Origin of the sequence: Sulfitobacter sp. TBRI5 (assembly GCF_051013555.1) — a bacterium.
Taxonomy (GTDB): Bacteria; Pseudomonadota; Alphaproteobacteria; order Rhodobacterales; family Rhodobacteraceae; genus JL08.
The window spans coordinates 2,369,823-2,387,733 of the sequence record NZ_CP112884.1; the positions used below are offsets into that span (position 1 = coordinate 2,369,823).

Below are 17,911 nucleotides of genomic sequence, written 5' to 3' on the forward strand. Positions count from 1 at the left end.
AGACATGAACAAGCAAGTGAACTTTGACGATCTTGAAGTTGGATACGACATCCCCGCGACCATCGGCATGGACGAGGCCGACATCCAGACCCCCTGCCTTGTGCTGGATCTGGACGCGCTGGAACGCAACATCAAGAAAATGGGCGATTACGCTAAATCTCACGGAATGCGGCATCGCGTGCACGGAAAAATGCACAAGTCGGTGGATGTCGCCCTGCTTCAGGAAAGTCTAGGCGGGTCGTGCGGTGTCTGCTGTCAGAAAGTATCCGAGGCAGAAGTGTTCGCGCGCGGCGGGATCAAGGATGTGCTGGTATCAAATCAGGTGCGCCAGCCTGAAAAGATCGATCGTCTGGCCCGCCTGCCGAAACTGGGCGCGCGCACGATCTGCTGTGTCGATGATATCGACAATGTGGCCGATCTGTCCGCAGCCGCACTCAAGCACGGAACCGAGATCGAATGTCTGGTTGAAATCGATGTGGGCGCGGGGCGCTGTGGCGTTCAGTACGGGCAACCTGTTGTCGAACTGGCACAGGCGATTGATGCAGCGGATGGCCTGAAGTTTGCGGGCATTCAAGCCTATCAGGGCGCGATGCAGCATATGGATTCCTACGAAGACCGCCGCGGCAAGACCCAGATCGCAATTGATCAGGTGCGCGAAAGCGTCGATCTGCTGAAAGCAGCAGGTCTGGACTGTGATATCGTCGGTGGCGGCGGGACGGGCTCGTATTACTTCGAGAGTAATTCCGGTGGTGTTTTCAACGAATTACAGTGCGGATCTTATGCGTTCATGGATGCGGATTATGGCCGCATTCTGGACAAGGACGGCAAACGGATCGACGAAAACGAATGGGAAAACGCGCTGTTTATCCTGACATCCGTCATGTCCCACGCCAAGGCGGACAAGGCGATCGTCGATGCGGGACTGAAGGCGCAATCGGTCGACAGCGGTCTGCCCACCATCTATGGCCGCGACGATGTGGAATACGTGAAATGTTCCGATGAACATGGTGTAGTCGCCGACCCTGATGGTGTGTTGAAGGTCAATGACAAGCTGAAACTGGTGCCGGGCCATTGCGACCCGACCTGCAATGTCCACGACTGGTATGTCGGTGTGCGCAACGGCAAGGTTGAAACCCTCTGGCCGGTGTCGGCCCGCGGCAAAGCCTACTGACGCATCGTGGCTGCGCTGCTTTGGGCCGCCAGCCGACCCTTTGAATATCCACGGAGAATTCCCCCATGAACAGCCCCACATCCGACGGTCTGCTGATCGTATCCGAAGACGTTTGCGCCAATGTTATCGGCCGCGACGATGCGTTCCGTGCCGTTGAAGACGTTTTTGGCGCAATGGCGCGCGGTGATGCCTACAACTTTCCGGTCATCCGCGAGGCGATCGGCTATGCTGACGCGCTTTACGGCTTCAAATCGGGCTTTGACAAGGCGGGTATGGCGCTGGGCGTGAAATCGGGCGGCTACTGGCCGGGCAATGCGGCCAAGGGCCTGACCAACCACCAATCGACGATTTTCCTGTTCGATCCCGATACGGGGCAATTGCGCGCGCTGGTGGGTGGCAATTACCTGACCGCGGTGCGCACGGCTGCATCGTCATCGGTTTCCATTGCGCATCTGGCGCGCAAGGACAGCAAGGTTCTGGGCATGGTCGGGGCAGGGCATCAATCCACCTTTCAATTGCGCGCCGCCGCAGAACAGCGCGATTTCGAAAAGGTCGTGGCGTGGAATTTCCATCCCGAAATGTTGCCGAACCTTGAAAAGGTCGCAGTCGAACTTGGGCTGGAATTCCAATCCGTCAGTCGCGAAGATCTGGGCGCACAGGCCGATGTGATCATCACCATCACCTCGGCGTTCGAGCCGTTGATGAAAAAAGACTGGATCAAACCCGGCACACATATCGCCTGCATGGGAACCGATACCGTTGGCAAACAAGAGGTTGATGCCGATCTGGTTGCGGCGGCAACAGTGTTCACTGACGAAATTGCACAATCGATTTCGCTGGGCGAAGCGCAACACGCCTTTGGTGCCGGCATGATCAATGAAAGCGACATCACCCCTATCGGCGCTGTTATCAACGGTGATCACGCGGGTCGCAGCAGCGATGACGAAATCACATTGTTCGACGGTACAGGCGTCGGGCTTCAGGATCTGGCCGTGGCGTCCGTGGCTGCGCGTTTGGCCCATGAACAGGGGCTGGCGACGCAGGTGGCGCTGTAAAGCGCGTCAACTGCTGGCAAGGTGTCGCGCGTCCCGGGCCATCACCTTGATCACATTGCGCGTCTGATCCGTGTCTTTCGGGTTGGACGCATTGCCATCCAGCGCGCGGCGCAGCACGCCTTGCAGGATTGCCAGCAGGCGGAAATACGAAAAAACCACATAGAATTTCCAGTTGTCAGGGCGGGCAATATTGCGCCGTTCACAGTATTGCGCCAAATAATCCGCTTCTTCGGGCAGACCGGTGGCGGCGCGATCCACGCCGCCCAGCCCGCGAAAATGCCCTGTGTGGGGCAGTCGCCAGTGCATGCACTGATAGGCCAGATCGGCCAGCGGATGGCCCAATGTGCTCAACTCCCAGTCCAGCAGGGCAATCACATTCGTGCCGTTCCGTGAAAACATCATGTTATCAATGCGGTAATCACCGTGCACGATAGATGCGGCGCCATCGTCAGCGACCAGATTGTCCTCCAGCCAGGCGATCAGCCAGTCGGCATCGGGCAGGGGGGTGGTTTCGGCGGCCTTGTACTGGGATGACCAGCGCCCGATCTGGCGTGCGAAATAATTTCCGGGCCTGCCAAAATCCTGCAATCCGACGGCAACCGGATCAACCGAATGCAACGCGGCCAGAACCGCGTTCATCTGGTCATAAACTGCGCTGCGGTCCGGTTTGGTCAATTCTGGCAGGGCAGGATCCCAGAACACCCGCCCGTCGATATGCTCCATCACGAAAAACATCGTGCCAAGCGGTGTGTCTTCGCCGGACAGATGCAACATTTTCGGCACGGGTACATCCGTCCGTGCCAGCGCCTGCATGACGCGGTATTCCCGATCCACCTGATGCGCCGATTTCATCAGCTGGCCCGGCGGTTTGGCCCGCAGCACAAACTGTTGCCCCCCCGATCGCAGTCGGTATGTCGGATTGGATTGTCCGTCTGAAAATTTGTCGATGCTGTCCAGCGTCCTAAATCCGGCGACATGGGTGGCAAGATAGGTTTCCAGCGCGGCGTGATCGAAATTATGCATGGGGCCAGTCGGTTTCCGGTGATGGACAATGTGCCTTTCAGTCATCCATTATTTGGGTCAAAGGTAAAGACAGTCGCAGCACTACAGAAGGAAAGCCCGGTTTATGGATATGAATTTTTCGATGCGCCCCGAAATGCGCGACCTTCTGGGCCAGGTCACAGACATGATCCGCGACAAGGTGATCCCGCTTGAGCAGGAGTACCACGCCGAGATCAACAAGGGTGATCGGTGGACCTATACCACCCGTCAGGCGCAGATACTTGAAGGGTTAAAGGCCGATGCCAAGGTCGCGGGGCTGTGGAATTTCTGGCTGACCGACAGCGAAAAGGGCATTGGCCTGACCACCGTGGAATATGCCTATTTCGCCGAGGAAATGGGGAAAACCCCGCTTGGCGCCGAAGTGTTCAACTGTTCGGCGCCCGACACCGGCAACATGGAAGTGTTCGAACGCTACGGCACGCAAGAGATGAAGGATCAGTGGCTTGCGCCGCTGCTAGAGGGGCAGATCCGGTCTGCCTATCTGATGACGGAACCGGATGTGGCCAGTTCGGATGCGACCAATATCGCCATGTCCTGCGTACGCGACGGGGACGAATATGTTCTGAATGGTGAAAAGTGGTGGGCGACAGGCGCGGGCGATCCGCGCTGCAAGGTTTACATCGTCATGGTGAAAACCGCCGGAAACGAACAGCCCAAGCATCAGCGGCAATCGATGATCGTGGTTGATGCAGACAGCGACGGTATCGAAAAACTGCGCCCGATGGAGGTGTACGGCCACGATGATGCCCCCCACGGCCACATGCATTTCCGGTTCAAGGATGTGCGTGTGCCCGCACAAAACCTGCTGCTGGGCGAAGGGCGCGGGTTCGAGATTGCGCAAGGCCGACTGGGGCCGGGGCGTATCCATCACTGCATGCGCGCCATCGGTCAGGCCGAGGCCGCGCTGGAACAAATGTGCCGCCGTGCCCTTGCCCGCGAGGCATTCGGTAAAAATCTGGCCCAGCTGGGTGCCAATTACGACATTATTGCCGAATGCCGCATGGAAATCGAAATGGCCCGCCTGCTGTGCCTCAAGGCTGCGTGGTACATGGATCGCGGTGACAAACGTGCCGCCGCCCCGTGGATTTCGCAGATCAAGGTGGTGGCCCCGCGAGTCGCGCTGAAGGTGATCGACGAAGCGGTGCAGATGCATGGTGCGCAAGGGATTTCGCAAGACACGCCGCTGGCGCAGGCCTGGACCCATGTGCGTACCTTGCGGTTGGCTGATGGGCCGGACGCGGTGCATCGGCGACAAGTCGCGCGTGCGGAACTGCGCCGCTTTACACAGGAAAACGTCTAGGCTGGAATGACTTCACCAGGTATCAGGGCGTGGGGCATACGGTATGATGCAGACAGGAGACATACGTGACCCACTTTAATCTGGTCAAGGATTGCTATTCTTCGGCATGGCATCGCCGTCATCTTATCGTTCCCGTCTACATCGCACTGCGGCTGGCCGCCTATGCGGTAATCGTGCCCTTGTTGGGTGTCATGATCAATCTGGGCGTGTCTCTTTCGGATCAAAGCGCGCTGACGGATCAGGATATCGCACGGTTTTTGCTGACCCCTACAGGTTTCGTGGTGTGCATCGGGCTGGTCAGTATCCTGCTTCTGAACGAGGTGCTCAGCCTTGCTGTGATGACGGCGTTTTTGCGCGCGGAAAACGCAGGCGTCGCACAACCGGTCCGCACGGGTCTGGCCGCGATCCTCAGAAAAAGCAAATCGCTGATCCTGTTCTCTGTTTTGCTGGTGTTGCGGGTTACATTTATCGCGGTTCCGTTCTTGCTGGCGTGCCTGTTGGCTGTTGGCGTGTTCCTGTCCGAATTTGATATCAATTATTATCTGTCGGCCCGCCCGCCGGAATTTTACAAGGCAGCGGCAGTGATTATACCCCTGCTGCTGATTATGGGCTGGTTGCTGCTGTCGCAGCTTTCAGCCTGGGCCTTGTCGCTTCATTTTGTCGTCTTCGGTGAAACGTCACCGCGCGGTGCGTTTGGCATCAGCGCGCGCAGCATGGCCGGTGATAGGACCAAACTGATTGGCCAGATTGCGATCTGGGTCTTGCTGCGGGCCATCGCAATGGGTGTGCTTGCGCTGATTTTCGGCCTTGCGATTGGGGTGATCCCGATCCGTCCCGGCGCGGGATTGCGCACGGCGCTGGTTCTGATCCTTGTGCTGGCGGGTCTTTGGATGCTGATGCGTCTTGTTGTGGCGGGTGTGTCAGTTGGCGCGCTGGCCAAGCTTCTGAACCGGCATTTTGACAAAGTGGGCGGCGGTGCATCCCTGCCGGTGCCTGACACGCAAAAAACATCCGCGATCAAAAAGGCAGTACTTGCAATCATCGTGCTGGTGCCGCTTGGGCTGATCTCCGGCGCGTTTCTTCTGGACAGGGTCACGACAACGGACAGCATTGAAATCATTGCCCACCGTGGTGCGGCAGGCAGCCGTCCGGAAAACACGCTCGCCTCGGTCCAGAAAGGGATCGAGGATCGGGCAGACTGGATCGAGATTGACGTGCAGGAAACGGCAGACGGCGAGATTGTCGTGGTCCATGACAGCGACCTGATGAAGCTGGCGGGCGTCAACCTCAAGATCTGGGATTCGACGCTGGAAGATCTTGAGGAAATAGATATCGGAAGCTGGTTTGATCCCGCTTATGACGATCAGCGCACACCGCTTTTGCGCGATGTTCTGGAACTGGCCAAGGGCAAGTCAAAGGTTCTGATCGAACTGAAATACTACGGCCACGATATCGCTCTGGGAGAACGGGTGGCCCGCGTCGTCGAAGACATGGAAATGCAGGACCAGATTGCCATCATGTCGCTGAAGTATCCCGAGATCCAGAAAATGCAGGAATTGCGGCCAACATGGCGCACCGGCGTTCTGGCGGCCAGCTCTGTCGGCAATACGGCAAAACTGGATGGTGATTTCATCGCCATAAGTCAGGGTTTTGCATCGTCCAGTCTGATCCGGGCCACGCAATCTGCGGGCAAGGATATCTATGTCTGGACGGTCAATGATCCGCTGGACATGTCCAAGATGATTTCCAAAGGTGTGAACGGGCTGATCACGGATGAACCGGCGCTTGTCCATCAGGTGTTGGCGTTCCGCGCCGGGCTCAGCACGCCCGAACGGCTGCTCTTGTGGCTTTCCGAGGCGCTGGGGCTTGAGTTCAACACAAAGGCCTATCGCGATGATCAGCCTTAAGCCGTATCTGGCGCTGGCGGCCTGTCTGCTTGCGGGTGTCGCTGCCGCACAGACAGAAGATGAAGGCGGGCTGTCACGCAGTCTGGAATTGCCGGCGCACAAAGCGTTGCAATCCGTAATCGCCCGGAGCGACACTGAATTGGCCCTGTTCGCGACCGACGGGTGCAGTGGTGGCCTGTCACGGGTGTGGGATCTGGTGGCCGAAACCTTTCCCGATTTTCAGGACACCCACGACAATGAACCACCTTGGCAGGGATGCTGTGTGACCCATGATCGCGCCTATCACAATGCCGGCGAAGCGCAGGATGCGGCCGCAAGTTTCAGCGCGCGGTTACGTGCGGATCAGGCCCTGCGCGGTTGTGTGATCGAAACCGCCGATACGCGCATGGACGACCTGATCGCGCTTTACGATGTGGAAGAGGGTCAGGTGCGCTCGGCCTATAACACCATCGCAGGTGCGATGTATCTGGCGGTGCGTTTCGGTGGCGCACCCTGTTCCGGCCTGCCATGGCGGTGGGGGTACGGCTATCCGCAATGCTCGGTTCTGACCGGGGCGTTTGACTGATGTAATTTCCGTTTGCGTCCCTTTGATTTTCTGGTCAATGTTCCGGTCATGCCAGCCCCACTGATAGATAATCTGCAATACGCCAACTTTTCGCCCGCGATCTTTAAACAGATGCGCGTCGGCGGGGTTGATGCGGTGCACGTGACAATCGCCTATCACGAAACGTTCCGCGAAATGGTTCTGAACCTGGAACAGTGGAACCGCTGGTTTGAAACCCATTCCGATCTGATTTTCAAAGGCACCACGGCCGCCGATGTGGCCCTTGCCCAACAAACCGGTCGCACGGCGATCTTTTTCGGATTTCAGAACCCCAGCCCGATCGAGGACGATATCGGCCTGATCGAGATTTGCCACCAGTTGGGCGTGCGCTTCATGCAGTTGACCTATAACAATCAATCGCTTCTGGCGACGGGTTGTTACGAAGACGAAGACACCGGCCTGACCCGGTTTGGCAAACAGGCCGTGACTGAAATGAACCGCGTCGGGCTGGTTGTGGATATGTCGCATTCTGCCGAACGTTCGACGCTTGAGGCGATTGACCATTCCACGCGCCCGATCGCGATCACTCATGCCAATCCGCACTGGTGGCACGCGGCCCTGCGCAACAAATCCGATAAGGTGTTAAAGGCGCTGACAGGGGCAGGGGGCATGTTGGGGTTCTCCGTCTATCCGCACCATCTGGCGGGCGGACCGGCCTGCACACTGGATAGTTTTTGCAGCATGATCGCCGAAGCGGCGGATCGGTACGGTGCGGAAAACCTGGGGATTGGAACGGACCTGTGTCAGGACCAGCCCGACAGCATCGTCGAGTGGATGCGCGTCGGGCGCTGGTCAAAGGTGATGGATTACGGCGAAGGCTCAGCCAGCAATGCAGGGTTTCCGCCCATGCCTGACTGGTTCAACGACAACCGCGATTTCGGGAACATCCGTCAGGGTCTGGCGTCTGCCGGTTTTGCCGCAGACGAAGTTGACGGTATCATGGGCGGCAACTGGTTGCGGTTTTATGAAACATCATTCGGAGCGTTAGAGTGAAGGATTTTCCTGCTGATCCCGTTGTCCCGCTGCGCGCGCCGGATCAGGTGATGCGGCTTGAGCGCATGGGCGCATCTTTTCCGACGCGCCTGTCATTCCTGCGCACCCTGATGCGGCAGTTGCGCGACGAAGGTGCGCGCGTCACCCGCCCTGTCTGGTCGATTGACGCGGACGGGTTCGGCCATGCGGTTTATTCGGTTGATCTGGGTGGGTACACCTATTCGCTGGTTGCGGTATCGACCTATCTGCCACCCGATCAGCGGACAGATCGTGTTATCGCAACGGCGTGGGATACGTCTTATGTTCTTTATGACGGTGTGCCATCCGCGGACGAGGTTGCCCGCATCTGCCGCGCCGCCCCCCAGCAGGAGGCCGCGCGCTTTGAAGAGCGTGATCTGGTTCTGTCCCGCGCGAACAAGTCCGTGCGCCTGTTTGCCCATGTTGTCGACGCGCTGCGCGCGGGGCAGCAGCCGGATCAGACGATGATCCGCGACATCGGCTATCTGATGCGGACGACAGCCGTTTACGGCAATGGCAAATTCGGGATCGCGGACCGCGCCCGGATCGCGGATCGCCCCGGATTGGGCGGCCCGTTCATGGCCGAAATGCTGACCGTCTGGCTGATCCGTGGCTTTACCCATGATCTGGTCGAACATATGGGCGGTGCGCAACTGGATGTCGGGTTGAAACGGCATCTGGGCATCGGCAATTCCACCGGGCTGGGCATGGCGCCGTTTCTGGTATCCCATCCCTTGTTGCTGGATGCGTGGATGCAGGTGCGTGAAACCGCACTGGCCCGCGTGCGCAGCGTTGAATTCCTGAGTATAGAGCAGATAGAACATCTTTACAGTCTGGCCCCGCGCGTGGCTCAGCATCTGGCCGAATGGCAGGTGCCCGATCCGCAGGCGCAAGCAGCAATTGATGTTTTGCGCCGCGAATGGCCACAGGTCACCGCCAGCCTGACACCGGATGCGATGACTGCCGCCTCTCCGATTGATGCGCTGATCAAGGACAGTGCGCGCTGGTCCGTCGAGATGCAGGAACTGATTGTTGCCTTTGTACTGGAACCGTTTGGCGATCTTGTCGATGGGCTAGCCGATTGCATGGCCACGCCCTTTACCCCGCAACTGGACCCGCAAATGGGGCTGGATCAACTGCGCGATATCCTGAAAACCCGCTGGGATTGGGCGTTGACGCCGGATTACACGCAGCGCGAAAATTGCGCGCAATTCTGGTACGTGTCGGAAGAAAAGCTGGAGCCGCGCCTTGGCAACCGGTTTGCCGAAGACGGTGCCGATCTGGAAAGCCCGCTGGATATTGCAAGGCAGGTCAAGGCGTTGTGGGCCGATCTTGAAGGCGCGACTGGCGATGTCGCCGGCTTTCTTCGGGCGCATCCGCAACACCGGTCTGCGCTGCGACGGGTTCAGACACTGGAGCGCCACCCCTATGCGGAAATCCGCGACAACCTGATTGGTGCGCAGTGCCGCCCGATTGATATGCTGCGCTGCAAACTGTCCTTTTTCGGGGCGGCAAAATTCGATCCGAAATCGGATCGCTGGACACGGATCAATCTGGCGCAAGGCGCGCCGCTGTTTGATGAACTGTCCCGCGCCGATGATTGGTTCCTGCCGCATTTCGGACTGGTATGAAACGCTCGGTCAATGAAATACAGGGGCTTGTTCTCAAGGCTGCGCGCGGGGCGGGTGTGCCACTGGGTATCGCCGAAGACTTGTGGGTGGCTGTTCCGTTCATATTGAAAAACAATGCGCTGAGTGATGTTGTTGATGTGCTGGAAGGGGCGTCCTTTGTACCGTTGCAAGATGCCGTTTCGGCACTGGATGCGCGTCAATGCGGACAGGATGCAGTCGCGCCCTCCGGGTTGTTGCCTGCACTTTACGACGCCATGGCGGCGGCACGCGGGGTATTGCCGGACTGCAATACCGAACCGGCATCAGGCGCGCAGGATGTGTCTGGTCAGGTCTGGGCCCGCCTGAATGTACTGGCGAAACGCACCTATGTGCCCAGTTCGGAAGAATCGCGCGCCGCAGGTGCCGGTGCGGGCCTTACGGACAACGATTAAAACGCTGTTATATCAGTGCCCTGCGCAAAAGGATTCACGTCGTATTGGACCGAATGCAGATACAACCCATGCGGCGGGCACACCGGCCCACAGGCGCCGCGCGCGCGAGCATCAAGCGCTGATTTGACATCTTCGGGCTGCCACGATCCTGCCCCGACGCGTTCCAGTGTTCCGACAAAACTGCGCACCTGATTGTGCAGAAAGGATCGCGCCCGCACATCGAAATGCACCTCGCGTCCTGCCATCGTGGTGACCTGCCGGATATCCAGGCGATCCAGCGTCTTCACCGGACTGTCGGCCTGACATATGGTTGAGCGAAAGGTTGTAAAGTCATGGTTTCCAACCAGAAAGCCGGCAGCGTTTTGCATTGCTTCAACGTCCAGTTCATGCGCGACCTGCCAGACCAGACCGTTGAAATGGGCGCTGGGCGCGCGACGCATCAGGATGCGGAACAGATAGCGCCGTTCGCGTGCGGAAAACCGGGCGTGCCAGTCATCGGGCACGATGGCGCAGTCCAGAATGGCAACGGGCGCGGGTTTCAGATGGTAGTTCAACGCTTCGGACAGGCGGAACGGGTCCCAGTCCCGCTCCAGATCGCAATGCGCCACCTGGCCCAGACCATGTACACCTGCATCGGTGCGTCCGGCGGCAGCGATTGCATGATCACGCGGTTCCAGTTTGGCCAGCGCGGCCTCGATCGCGCCCTGCACAGACGGCTGGTCCTTTTGCCTTTGCCATCCTGCAAAAGGCTTGCCGTGATATTCAACTTTCAGTGCATAGCGGGGCATATCTGTGCCTTAAACTGACGGGACGTGCCGGGCAATCCCCACTGGTAACCGCGCCTGGCACACCCTATCTTGCGACAACGCAGAAACAGGGGCAGTAATTTGGTCATTTCAACGATTGCGGGCGGTATCTGGCGCGGCGTCGAAAACGTGCAGGATACGGTTTCCGAAACGTTTTTCGAACCTGTCATCAGGCTGGGCGTGACCGGTCTTGCCCGGTCGGGCAAGACGGTGTTCATCACATCGCTGGTGGCCAACCTGATGGATCGCGGGCGGATGCACGGCCTTATCGCTGCAGCCGAAGGCCGCATCAGCGCTGCCTATCTGCAACCACAACCGGACGATACGGTGCCCCGCTTTGATTATGAAACGCATATCGGGGCGCTCACGGCAAAAACGCCCCACTGGCCCGACAGCACCCGCGCGGTCAGCGAATTGCGCCTGTCTCTGCGGGTCCGCCCAAAGGGGCTGTTGTCGGGGTTGCAGGGGCCACGCACGGTGCACATTGATATCGTCGATTATCCCGGTGAATGGCTGCTGGATCTGGCGCTGCTGGACAAATCCTATAGCGAATGGTCCCGCGATGTACTGGATCGGATCAGGAACCGGCCACAAGCCGCAGAGTACATCGCGCAGATGTCGACCGTTGATGGTACTGCACCTCTGGACGAAATGCAGGCCAAAGCGCTGGCTGCCAGCTTTACCGCCTATCTGCAGGCCGCGCGGGGCGACGGGTTTTATGATTGCACGCCGGGGCGGTTCCTGTTGCCCGGTGATCTGGAAGGATCGCCGGTGCTGACATTTGCGCCGCTGCCGGATTGTGGCGCGATGCCGCGAAAATCGCTGATCCGTGAAATGGAACGCCGCTACGAAGCTTACAAATCGCAAGTGGTAAAGCCGTTTTTTCGCGATCACTTTGCGCGGATCGACCGGCAGGTCGTTCTGGTGGATGCGTTGGGCGCGATCCACAAAGGCCCGCAGGCGGTCGAGGATATGCGCCACGCGATGGCGGATTTGCTGTCCGCCTTTCGCCCCGGACGCAATGCGTTCCTGACACGGCTGCTGTTGGGCAAACGGGTGGAAAAAATCCTGTTTGCGGCCACCAAGGCGGATCATCTGCACCACACGCAACACCAAAGCCTGACCGCAATCATGGAGGCGCTGACCCGCGAGGCGCGGGATCGTGCGCGTTTTGCCGGAGCGCAAACAGCGGCGATGTCCATCGCGTCGCTGCGCGCCACGGTCGAGGAAACCCGCCAGCACAATGGCAAAGACCTCAATCTGGTGCGCGGTACCTTGCTTGAGACTGGAAAGCAGGCCGCGTTTTATCCCGGTGCATTGCCGCAAGATCCAGCGCATCTTCTGGGGCCGGCGCGTGACGGCGCGCAAAAATGGCTGGATGAAGATTATCAGGTGATGTCCTTTGCACCCGCGCCGCTGACCCTTAAACTAGGCGATGGTCCGCCCCATATCCGGTTGGACAGGGCGGCAGAGTTTCTGATCGGGGATATGCTGTGACGGTGTCTCTGGATGCGGCGCGGCCGCTGGATGCAGGTGCTGTTGGCGCGATCCTGTCACGGGCGACGGATGATGCGCCGTGGCTTCCCCGCGTGCACAGCCGTGCGCAGGAAATCCGCTTTGCGGCAGACATGATTGATGCGGGCTGGGTTCAGGTCGCACGTCGCAACGGGGCCATTGCCGGTTTCCTGTCGCGCAACGGGGCCGACATTCACGGGTTGTACCTTGATCCGTCGGTGCAGCGACAGGGCTTGGGGCGTGCGTTTGTTCAGGCCGCACAGGCGGTTGAACCTGCGTTGCGGTTGTGGGTCTATCAGGCCAACATGAACGCGCAGGCGTTTTACCGCGCGCTGGGGTTTTGCGAAACGCAGCGCACGGACGGGTCCGGGAACGATGCGGGGCTGCCCGACATCCGGTTTGAATGGCAAAGAGAGGCAGGCTGACATGGCACAGGGTCCGGTCTTGATCGAACTTGATGACAAACCGGTAACGGATGTTGCGGATGCACCGCCAGTGCCTGATCTGGGGGTGCCAACCCCGGACGGGCGCGCGATGCAGGCTGCGGCACGGCTGGCGACGCGCAAACCATCGCGTTTGGCGCGCTGGTTCTGGGGACTGTTGGCCGCGCTGGTCAGCGCGATGGTGTCGCTGGCCGCATGGAACTTTGTAACGGCGCTGGTGGCCAGCAATCCGCTGCTTGGCTGGGCCATGACCGGGCTGATCGGCGCCTTTGTTCTGGTGCTGCTGGCCATTGCCCTGCGCGAGGCGGCGGCGTTTTCGCGGCTGGCGCGTATCGACAGCCTGCGCCACGGCGCAACCCAGGCGCTTGCCGGGAACGATCTGGCGGCGGCACGCGATGTGGTTGGCAAACTGAACGCGCTTTACCGGCATCGCGATGATACAAGTTGGGGCCGTGATCGATTGGCGGAACGGCAGGGCGACCAGTTCGATGCAGAAAGCCTGATCGGGCTGGCCGAAGCCGAGGTTCTGGCACCGCTGGACATTGCCGCCAGCCGCGAGGTTGAGGCTGCGGCGCGACAGGTCGCCACCGTGACGGCGCTGGTGCCGATTGCGCTGGCGGATGTGGTTGCGGCTCTGACGGCCAATCTGCGCATGATCCGCCGCATCGCCGAAGTCTATGGCGGGCGGTCCGGCACCTTGGGAAGCTGGCGGCTGACTCGTGCGGTGCTGTCGCATCTGGTGGCCACGGGGGCCGTGTCCGTGGGCGATGACATGCTGGAACCGTTTCTGGGCGGGTCAATCCTTGGCAAGCTGTCGCGCCGCTTTGGCGAAGGATTGGTGAACGGGGCGTTGACGGCCCGTGTTGGTGTGGCCGCGATTGAGGTTTGCCGCCCGCTGCCCTTTACCCGCGCCAAGCGCCCGTCTGTGCGCGGCATTGTGAAACGCAGCCTGACCGGGCTGTTCGGCTCTGCCAAGGCCCCTGACGCCCCGGTTTGATCTGGCGCAGAGCGCGCGGTTGGCAAACTGGTCATAAACACCCCTGTTAGCCAAACAGGGGACCAGATATGCCGGATCACGGACATAGCCAGCACGAGATTGAAGCCCGCATCGAAAGCGCCACCGGCCACGGTGTGTTGCGCGATACGGTTTATGGCGCGATTGACGGCGCGGTCACGACCTTTGCGATCGTTGCTGGTGTTGCGGGGGCAGGGCTTTCGCCTTTTGTGATTGTCGCATTGGGGCTGGCCAATGTTCTGGCCGACGGCTTTTCCATGGCGGCGGGCAACTATTCGGGCACCAAGGCCGAAAAAGACAACATGCTGCGCCTGCGGGCGGTGGAAGAACGCCACATTGCCACCAATCCCGAAGGCGAAAGACGCGAGCTGCGCCATATCCTGTCCCTTAAGGGTTTAAGTGGCGATGTGCTGGAACAGGCCACCGATGAAATTGCCCGCCATCATGACAACTGGATCGAACTGATGCTCGAGGGCGAATACGGCCTGTCCAACACCATGCCGCATCCGATGCGCGGAGCGCTGGCCACGTTCGGTGCCTTTCTGGTGGCGGGCATGATCCCGCTGCTGCCGTTTCTGTTCGGCGTGCAGAACGCCTTTGTTGTATCCTCGGGCATGACGCTGGCGGTGTTCTTTGCGATTGGCGCGCTCAAAAGCAAATGGTCGCTTGAACCGTGGTGGCGATCGGGTATCGAAACCTTTCTGATTGGCGGGTTGGCGGCGGGCATCGCCTATTTTGTCGGGTCGTTGTTTTACGTCTGACGGTGCGGCATTGCGGGCCTCTGGACGCGGCGGATGTGCGGGCCTATAACGCGCCCATGAACCGCCCGACCGCGATCATTATTCGAATTATATCCCCCGGCGTTTGATCTTTCCAAACGGCCGGGACACAGGTGTTTGATCCTTCGCACCGCCCCTTTCACACATCAGACACTTCTATCCAAGGACGCCCGCCATGTGCGCCGACACGCCCCAGACACCCGATTACAAATCAACGCTGAACCTGCCCAAAACCGATTTTCCGATGCGCGCGGGCCTGCCCAACCGCGAACCCGGCTGGTTGGAGCGCTGGGAAAAAATCGGTGTCTATGACCGCTTGCGCGAAAAACAGGGGCGTACGCCTTTTACGCTGCACGATGGCCCCCCCTATGCCAACGGGCATCTGCATATCGGCCACGCCCTGAACAAGACGATCAAGGACATGATCGTGCGCAGCCACCAGATGATGGGCTTTGATGCGCGTTACATCCCCGGTTGGGATTGTCACGGCCTGCCGATCGAATGGAAGATCGAAGAACAGTACCGCCAGAAGGGCAAGAACAAGGACGAGGTGCCGATCAACGATTTCCGCGCCGAGTGCCGCAAATTCGCCGCCGGTTGGGTCGATATCCAGCGCGAGGAATTCAAGCGTCTGGGCGTCACCGGCAACTGGTCCGATCCGTATCTGACGATGGATTTCCACGCCGAACGCGTGATCGCCGAGGAATTCATGAAATTCCTGATGAACGGCACGCTTTATCAGGGATCAAAGCCGGTGATGTGGTCGCCGGTGGAAAAAACCGCACTGGCCGAGGCCGAGGTGGAATATCACGACAAGGAAAGCTTTACGATCTGGGTGAAGTTTGCCGTGCACAAGACGGACAATCCTGCACTTGAGGGCGCGCAAGTGGTGATCTGGACTACAACGCCGTGGACAATGCCATCCAACAAAGCCGTCGTATTCTCAAATGATATTTCATACGGCATCTACGAAGTGACAGATGCGCCCGAAGACAACTGGGTCAAGACCGGTGAAAGGTTTCTGCTGGCCGACAAGCTGGCCGAAGATGTCTTGGGCAAGGCGCGCGTTGACGCTTTCAAGCGCGTTGGCGAAGCCGGCGATCTTTCCGGCACATCCTTGCGCCACCCCCTTGCCGGTGCCGAAGGCGGCAACGGCGAATGGGACGATCTCCGCGATTTCCGCGCCGCCGATTTCGTCACCGATGACGAAGGCACAGGTTTTGTGCATTGCGCCCCGTCCCACGGGCTTGAGGAATACGAACTTTACCGCGATCTGGGCATGCTGGGGCAGGTGATCACCTACAACGTCACCGAAGACGGCACGTTCCGGTCTGACCTGCCGTTTTTCGGCGGCAAGGCCATCCTGAAACCGAACGGCAAGGAAGGCGATGCCAACACCGCCGTGATCAACAAGCTGGCCGAAGTGGGCGGGTTGTTCGCGCGCGGCAAGATCAAGCACAGCTATCCCCATTCGTGGCGATCCAAGGCGCCGGTGATCTACCGCAACACACCGCAATGGTTCGCCGCCATCGACAAACCTGTGGGTGATGGGCAGGACACGTTCGGCAAAACCATCCGGGAACGTGCCCTGACCGAAATCGACAACGTCAAATGGACACCGAAATCGGGCCGCAACCGGTTGTATTCCATGATCGAATCGCGCCCTGACTGGGTGTTGTCACGCCAGCGCGCATGGGGTGTGCCGCTGACCTGCTTTACCAAGGTCGGCGCGCTGCCCACCGATGATGATTTCCTGTTGCGCAATCCTGCGGTGAACATGCGTATCATCGAAGCGTTTGAAACCGAAGGCGCGGATGCCTGGTACGAAGACGGTGCAAAGGAACGGTTCCTGAACGGTATCGTGAACCCCGAGGAATATACCCAGGTCACCGATATTCTGGACGTGTGGTTTGATTCCGGATCAACCCATGCCTTTACCCTGCGCGACCGTGTCGATGGCACCAAGGACGGCATCGCCGATGTCTACATGGAAGGCACCGACCAGCATCGCGGCTGGTTCCATTCGTCGCTGTTGCAATCGGTCGGCACCACCGGGCACGCGCCTTATCGCAATGTGGTGACGCATGGGTTCACGCTGGACGAAAAGGGCATGAAAATGTCCAAGTCGCTGGGCAACACCATCGTGCCCGAAACCATCGTCAAACAATATGGCGCGGATATTCTGCGTCTGTGGGTGGCGCAGACCGATTATACCGCGGATCAGCGGATCGGGCCGGAAATCCTGAAAGGTGTGGCCGACAGTTACCGCCGGTTGCGCAACACCATGCGCTTTATGCTGGGCGCGCTGGATCAGTTCGACGAAGCGGATCGTGTTGATCCTGCCGACATGCCCGAACTGGAACGCTGGGTGCTGCACCGCGTGGCCGAATTGGACAAGGTTGTGCGCGACGGATACGCCGCTTTCGATTTTCAGGGCGTGTTTCAGGCGGTGTTTACCTTTGCGACAGTCGATCTCTCGGCGTTCTATTTCGATATCCGCAAGGATGTTCTGTATTGCGACGGCGACACCGATCGCCGCCGCGCCGCGCGCACGGTTCTGGATATCCTGTTCCACCGACTGACAACATGGCTTGCGCCGGTTCTGGTGTTCACCATGGAAGAGGTCTGGCTGGAGCGGTTCCCCGGCGATGACAGTTCGGTGCACCTGATCGATATGCCGCAAACACCTGCCGCCTGGGCAAACCCCGATCTGGCCGCAAAATGGGCCAAGGTACGCGCCGCGCGCCGTGCGGTGACCGCCGCGCTGGAAATCCAGCGCAGCGACAAGGTGATCGGCGCCTCGCTTGAGGCGGCACCGGTGGTCCATATCGAAGATGCCACCATGCTGGCGGCGCTGAAATCGGTGGCCTTTGATGATCTGTGTATCACGTCTGCCATTTCGCTTACCGCCGATCCTGCCCCTGCCGAAGCGTTCCACCTGCCCGAAGTGCCGGGTGTGGGGGTCGTTTTTGAAAAAGCGACCGGCGAAAAATGCCAGCGCTGCTGGAAAATTCTGCCGGATGTCGGCAGTCACACACATCCGGGTGTATGCAAACGGTGCGACAGCGCGCTTGCCTGATCACTGATGCGCCTTTCGGAATGTATATTGCATTTTCCGAAAGGCGGCGTCAGGCTGGTCTGACGCGATCCGGATAATCGCCAGATAATCGAAGGAATGCCC

Annotated in this window: 15 protein-coding genes; 13 read left to right on the forward strand and 2 right to left on the reverse strand. The window is 59.4% G+C overall.

Annotation, left to right across the window (positions count from 1 at the left end; all coding sequences use genetic code 11):
* Positions 1–4: 4 nt before the first annotated feature.
* Positions 5–1,171 (forward strand): 3-hydroxy-D-aspartate aldolase BhcC, encoded by a 1,167-nt coding sequence (bhcC, locus tag OLX72_RS11915; RefSeq protein WP_114871067.1) that lies wholly within the window; start codon positions 5–7, stop codon positions 1,169–1,171.
* 65 nt (positions 1,172–1,236) lie between these two features.
* Complete coding sequence (bhcD, locus tag OLX72_RS11920) at positions 1,237–2,226, forward strand: iminosuccinate reductase BhcD (protein ID WP_114871066.1); 990 nt, start codon at positions 1,237–1,239, stop codon at positions 2,224–2,226.
* 6 nt (positions 2,227–2,232) lie between these two features.
* On the opposite strand, the gene OLX72_RS11925 is transcribed toward bhcD, so the two are convergent.
* On the reverse strand, positions 2,233–3,249 hold the full coding sequence (locus OLX72_RS11925; protein ID WP_433988735.1) for a phosphotransferase family protein: 1,017 nt from the start codon (positions 3,247–3,249) through the stop codon (positions 2,233–2,235).
* Between the two features lie 103 nt (positions 3,250–3,352).
* Here OLX72_RS11925 and OLX72_RS11930 point away from each other — a divergent pair, with 103 nt between their 5' ends.
* The 6 genes from OLX72_RS11930 to OLX72_RS11955 all read left to right on the forward strand — a co-directional run bounded on the left by OLX72_RS11930 (position 3,353) and on the right by OLX72_RS11955 (position 10,172).
* Positions 3,353–4,588, forward strand: a complete 1,236-nt coding sequence (locus tag OLX72_RS11930; protein ID WP_114871064.1) for an acyl-CoA dehydrogenase family protein — start codon at positions 3,353–3,355, stop codon at positions 4,586–4,588.
* Positions 4,589–4,653: 65 nt separating this feature from the next.
* Positions 4,654–6,495, forward strand: coding sequence for a glycerophosphodiester phosphodiesterase family protein (locus tag OLX72_RS11935; RefSeq protein WP_433988736.1), 1,842 nt, complete (start codon positions 4,654–4,656; stop codon positions 6,493–6,495).
* Positions 6,482–7,060 (forward strand): hypothetical protein, encoded by a 579-nt coding sequence (locus tag OLX72_RS11940; RefSeq protein WP_254684623.1) that lies wholly within the window; start codon positions 6,482–6,484, stop codon positions 7,058–7,060. The genes OLX72_RS11935 and OLX72_RS11940 overlap by 14 nt, the downstream gene beginning before the upstream one ends.
* Positions 7,061–7,108: 48 nt before the next feature.
* Positions 7,109–8,092, forward strand: coding sequence for a membrane dipeptidase (locus OLX72_RS11945; protein WP_433988737.1), 984 nt, complete (start codon positions 7,109–7,111; stop codon positions 8,090–8,092).
* Positions 8,093–8,142: 50 nt separating this feature from the next.
* Positions 8,143–9,741, forward strand: coding sequence for a hypothetical protein (locus tag OLX72_RS11950; protein ID WP_433990460.1), 1,599 nt, complete (start codon positions 8,143–8,145; stop codon positions 9,739–9,741).
* Complete coding sequence (locus OLX72_RS11955; protein WP_205388974.1) at positions 9,738–10,172, forward strand: DUF3726 domain-containing protein; 435 nt, start codon at positions 9,738–9,740, stop codon at positions 10,170–10,172. The genes OLX72_RS11950 and OLX72_RS11955 overlap by 4 nt, the downstream gene beginning before the upstream one ends.
* Here OLX72_RS11955 and truA read toward each other — a convergent pair.
* Positions 10,169–10,960 carry a tRNA pseudouridine(38-40) synthase TruA gene (truA, locus tag OLX72_RS11960; protein WP_114871062.1) on the reverse strand — a complete coding sequence of 264 codons (792 nt, stop codon included), beginning with the start codon at positions 10,958–10,960 and terminating at the stop codon, positions 10,169–10,171. The genes OLX72_RS11955 and truA overlap by 4 nt on opposite strands.
* Before the next feature lie 99 nt (positions 10,961–11,059).
* Between truA and OLX72_RS11965 the strand changes: the two genes are divergently transcribed.
* The 5 genes from OLX72_RS11965 (at position 11,060) to ileS (ending at position 17,809) form a co-directional block, all read left to right on the forward strand.
* Positions 11,060–12,475 carry a YcjX family protein gene (locus tag OLX72_RS11965; RefSeq protein ID WP_114871061.1) on the forward strand — a complete coding sequence of 472 codons (1,416 nt, stop codon included), beginning with the start codon at positions 11,060–11,062 and terminating at the stop codon, positions 12,473–12,475.
* On the forward strand, positions 12,472–12,918 hold the full coding sequence (locus OLX72_RS11970) for a GNAT family N-acetyltransferase (RefSeq protein ID WP_114871060.1): 447 nt from the start codon (positions 12,472–12,474) through the stop codon (positions 12,916–12,918). The genes OLX72_RS11965 and OLX72_RS11970 overlap by 4 nt, the downstream gene beginning before the upstream one ends.
* Position 12,919: 1 nt before the next feature.
* Complete coding sequence (locus OLX72_RS11975) at positions 12,920–13,933, forward strand: YcjF family protein (RefSeq protein WP_433988738.1); 1,014 nt, start codon at positions 12,920–12,922, stop codon at positions 13,931–13,933.
* A gap of 68 nt (positions 13,934–14,001) precedes the next feature.
* Positions 14,002–14,712, forward strand: a complete 711-nt coding sequence (locus OLX72_RS11980; RefSeq protein WP_433988739.1) for a VIT1/CCC1 transporter family protein — start codon at positions 14,002–14,004, stop codon at positions 14,710–14,712.
* A gap of 193 nt (positions 14,713–14,905) precedes the next feature.
* Positions 14,906–17,809, forward strand: coding sequence for an isoleucine--tRNA ligase (gene ileS / locus OLX72_RS11985; protein ID WP_433988740.1), 2,904 nt, complete (start codon positions 14,906–14,908; stop codon positions 17,807–17,809).
* Positions 17,810–17,911: the final 102 nt, after the last annotated feature.

Coding starts and splice junctions, on each gene's coding strand:
- OLX72_RS11925 (WP_433988735.1), bottom strand. CDS start 3,249: ATGCATAATTTCGATCACGCCGCGCTGGAAACCTATCTTGCCACCCAT.
- OLX72_RS11940 (WP_254684623.1), top strand. CDS start 6,482: ATGATCAGCCTTAAGCCGTATCTGGCGCTGGCGGCCTGTCTGCTTGCG.
- ileS (WP_433988740.1), top strand. CDS start 14,906: ATGTGCGCCGACACGCCCCAGACACCCGATTACAAATCAACGCTGAAC.
- OLX72_RS11980 (WP_433988739.1), top strand. CDS start 14,002: ATGCCGGATCACGGACATAGCCAGCACGAGATTGAAGCCCGCATCGAA.
- OLX72_RS11930 (WP_114871064.1), top strand. CDS start 3,353: ATGGATATGAATTTTTCGATGCGCCCCGAAATGCGCGACCTTCTGGGC.
- bhcD (WP_114871066.1), top strand. CDS start 1,237: ATGAACAGCCCCACATCCGACGGTCTGCTGATCGTATCCGAAGACGTT.
- OLX72_RS11955 (WP_205388974.1), top strand. CDS start 9,738: ATGAAACGCTCGGTCAATGAAATACAGGGGCTTGTTCTCAAGGCTGCG.
- OLX72_RS11950 (WP_433990460.1), top strand. CDS start 8,143: ATGCGGCTTGAGCGCATGGGCGCATCTTTTCCGACGCGCCTGTCATTC.
- OLX72_RS11945 (WP_433988737.1), top strand. CDS start 7,109: ATGCCAGCCCCACTGATAGATAATCTGCAATACGCCAACTTTTCGCCC.
- truA (WP_114871062.1), bottom strand. CDS start 10,960: ATGCCCCGCTATGCACTGAAAGTTGAATATCACGGCAAGCCTTTTGCA.
- bhcC (WP_114871067.1), top strand. CDS start 5: ATGAACAAGCAAGTGAACTTTGACGATCTTGAAGTTGGATACGACATC.
- OLX72_RS11975 (WP_433988738.1), top strand. CDS start 12,920: ATGGCACAGGGTCCGGTCTTGATCGAACTTGATGACAAACCGGTAACG.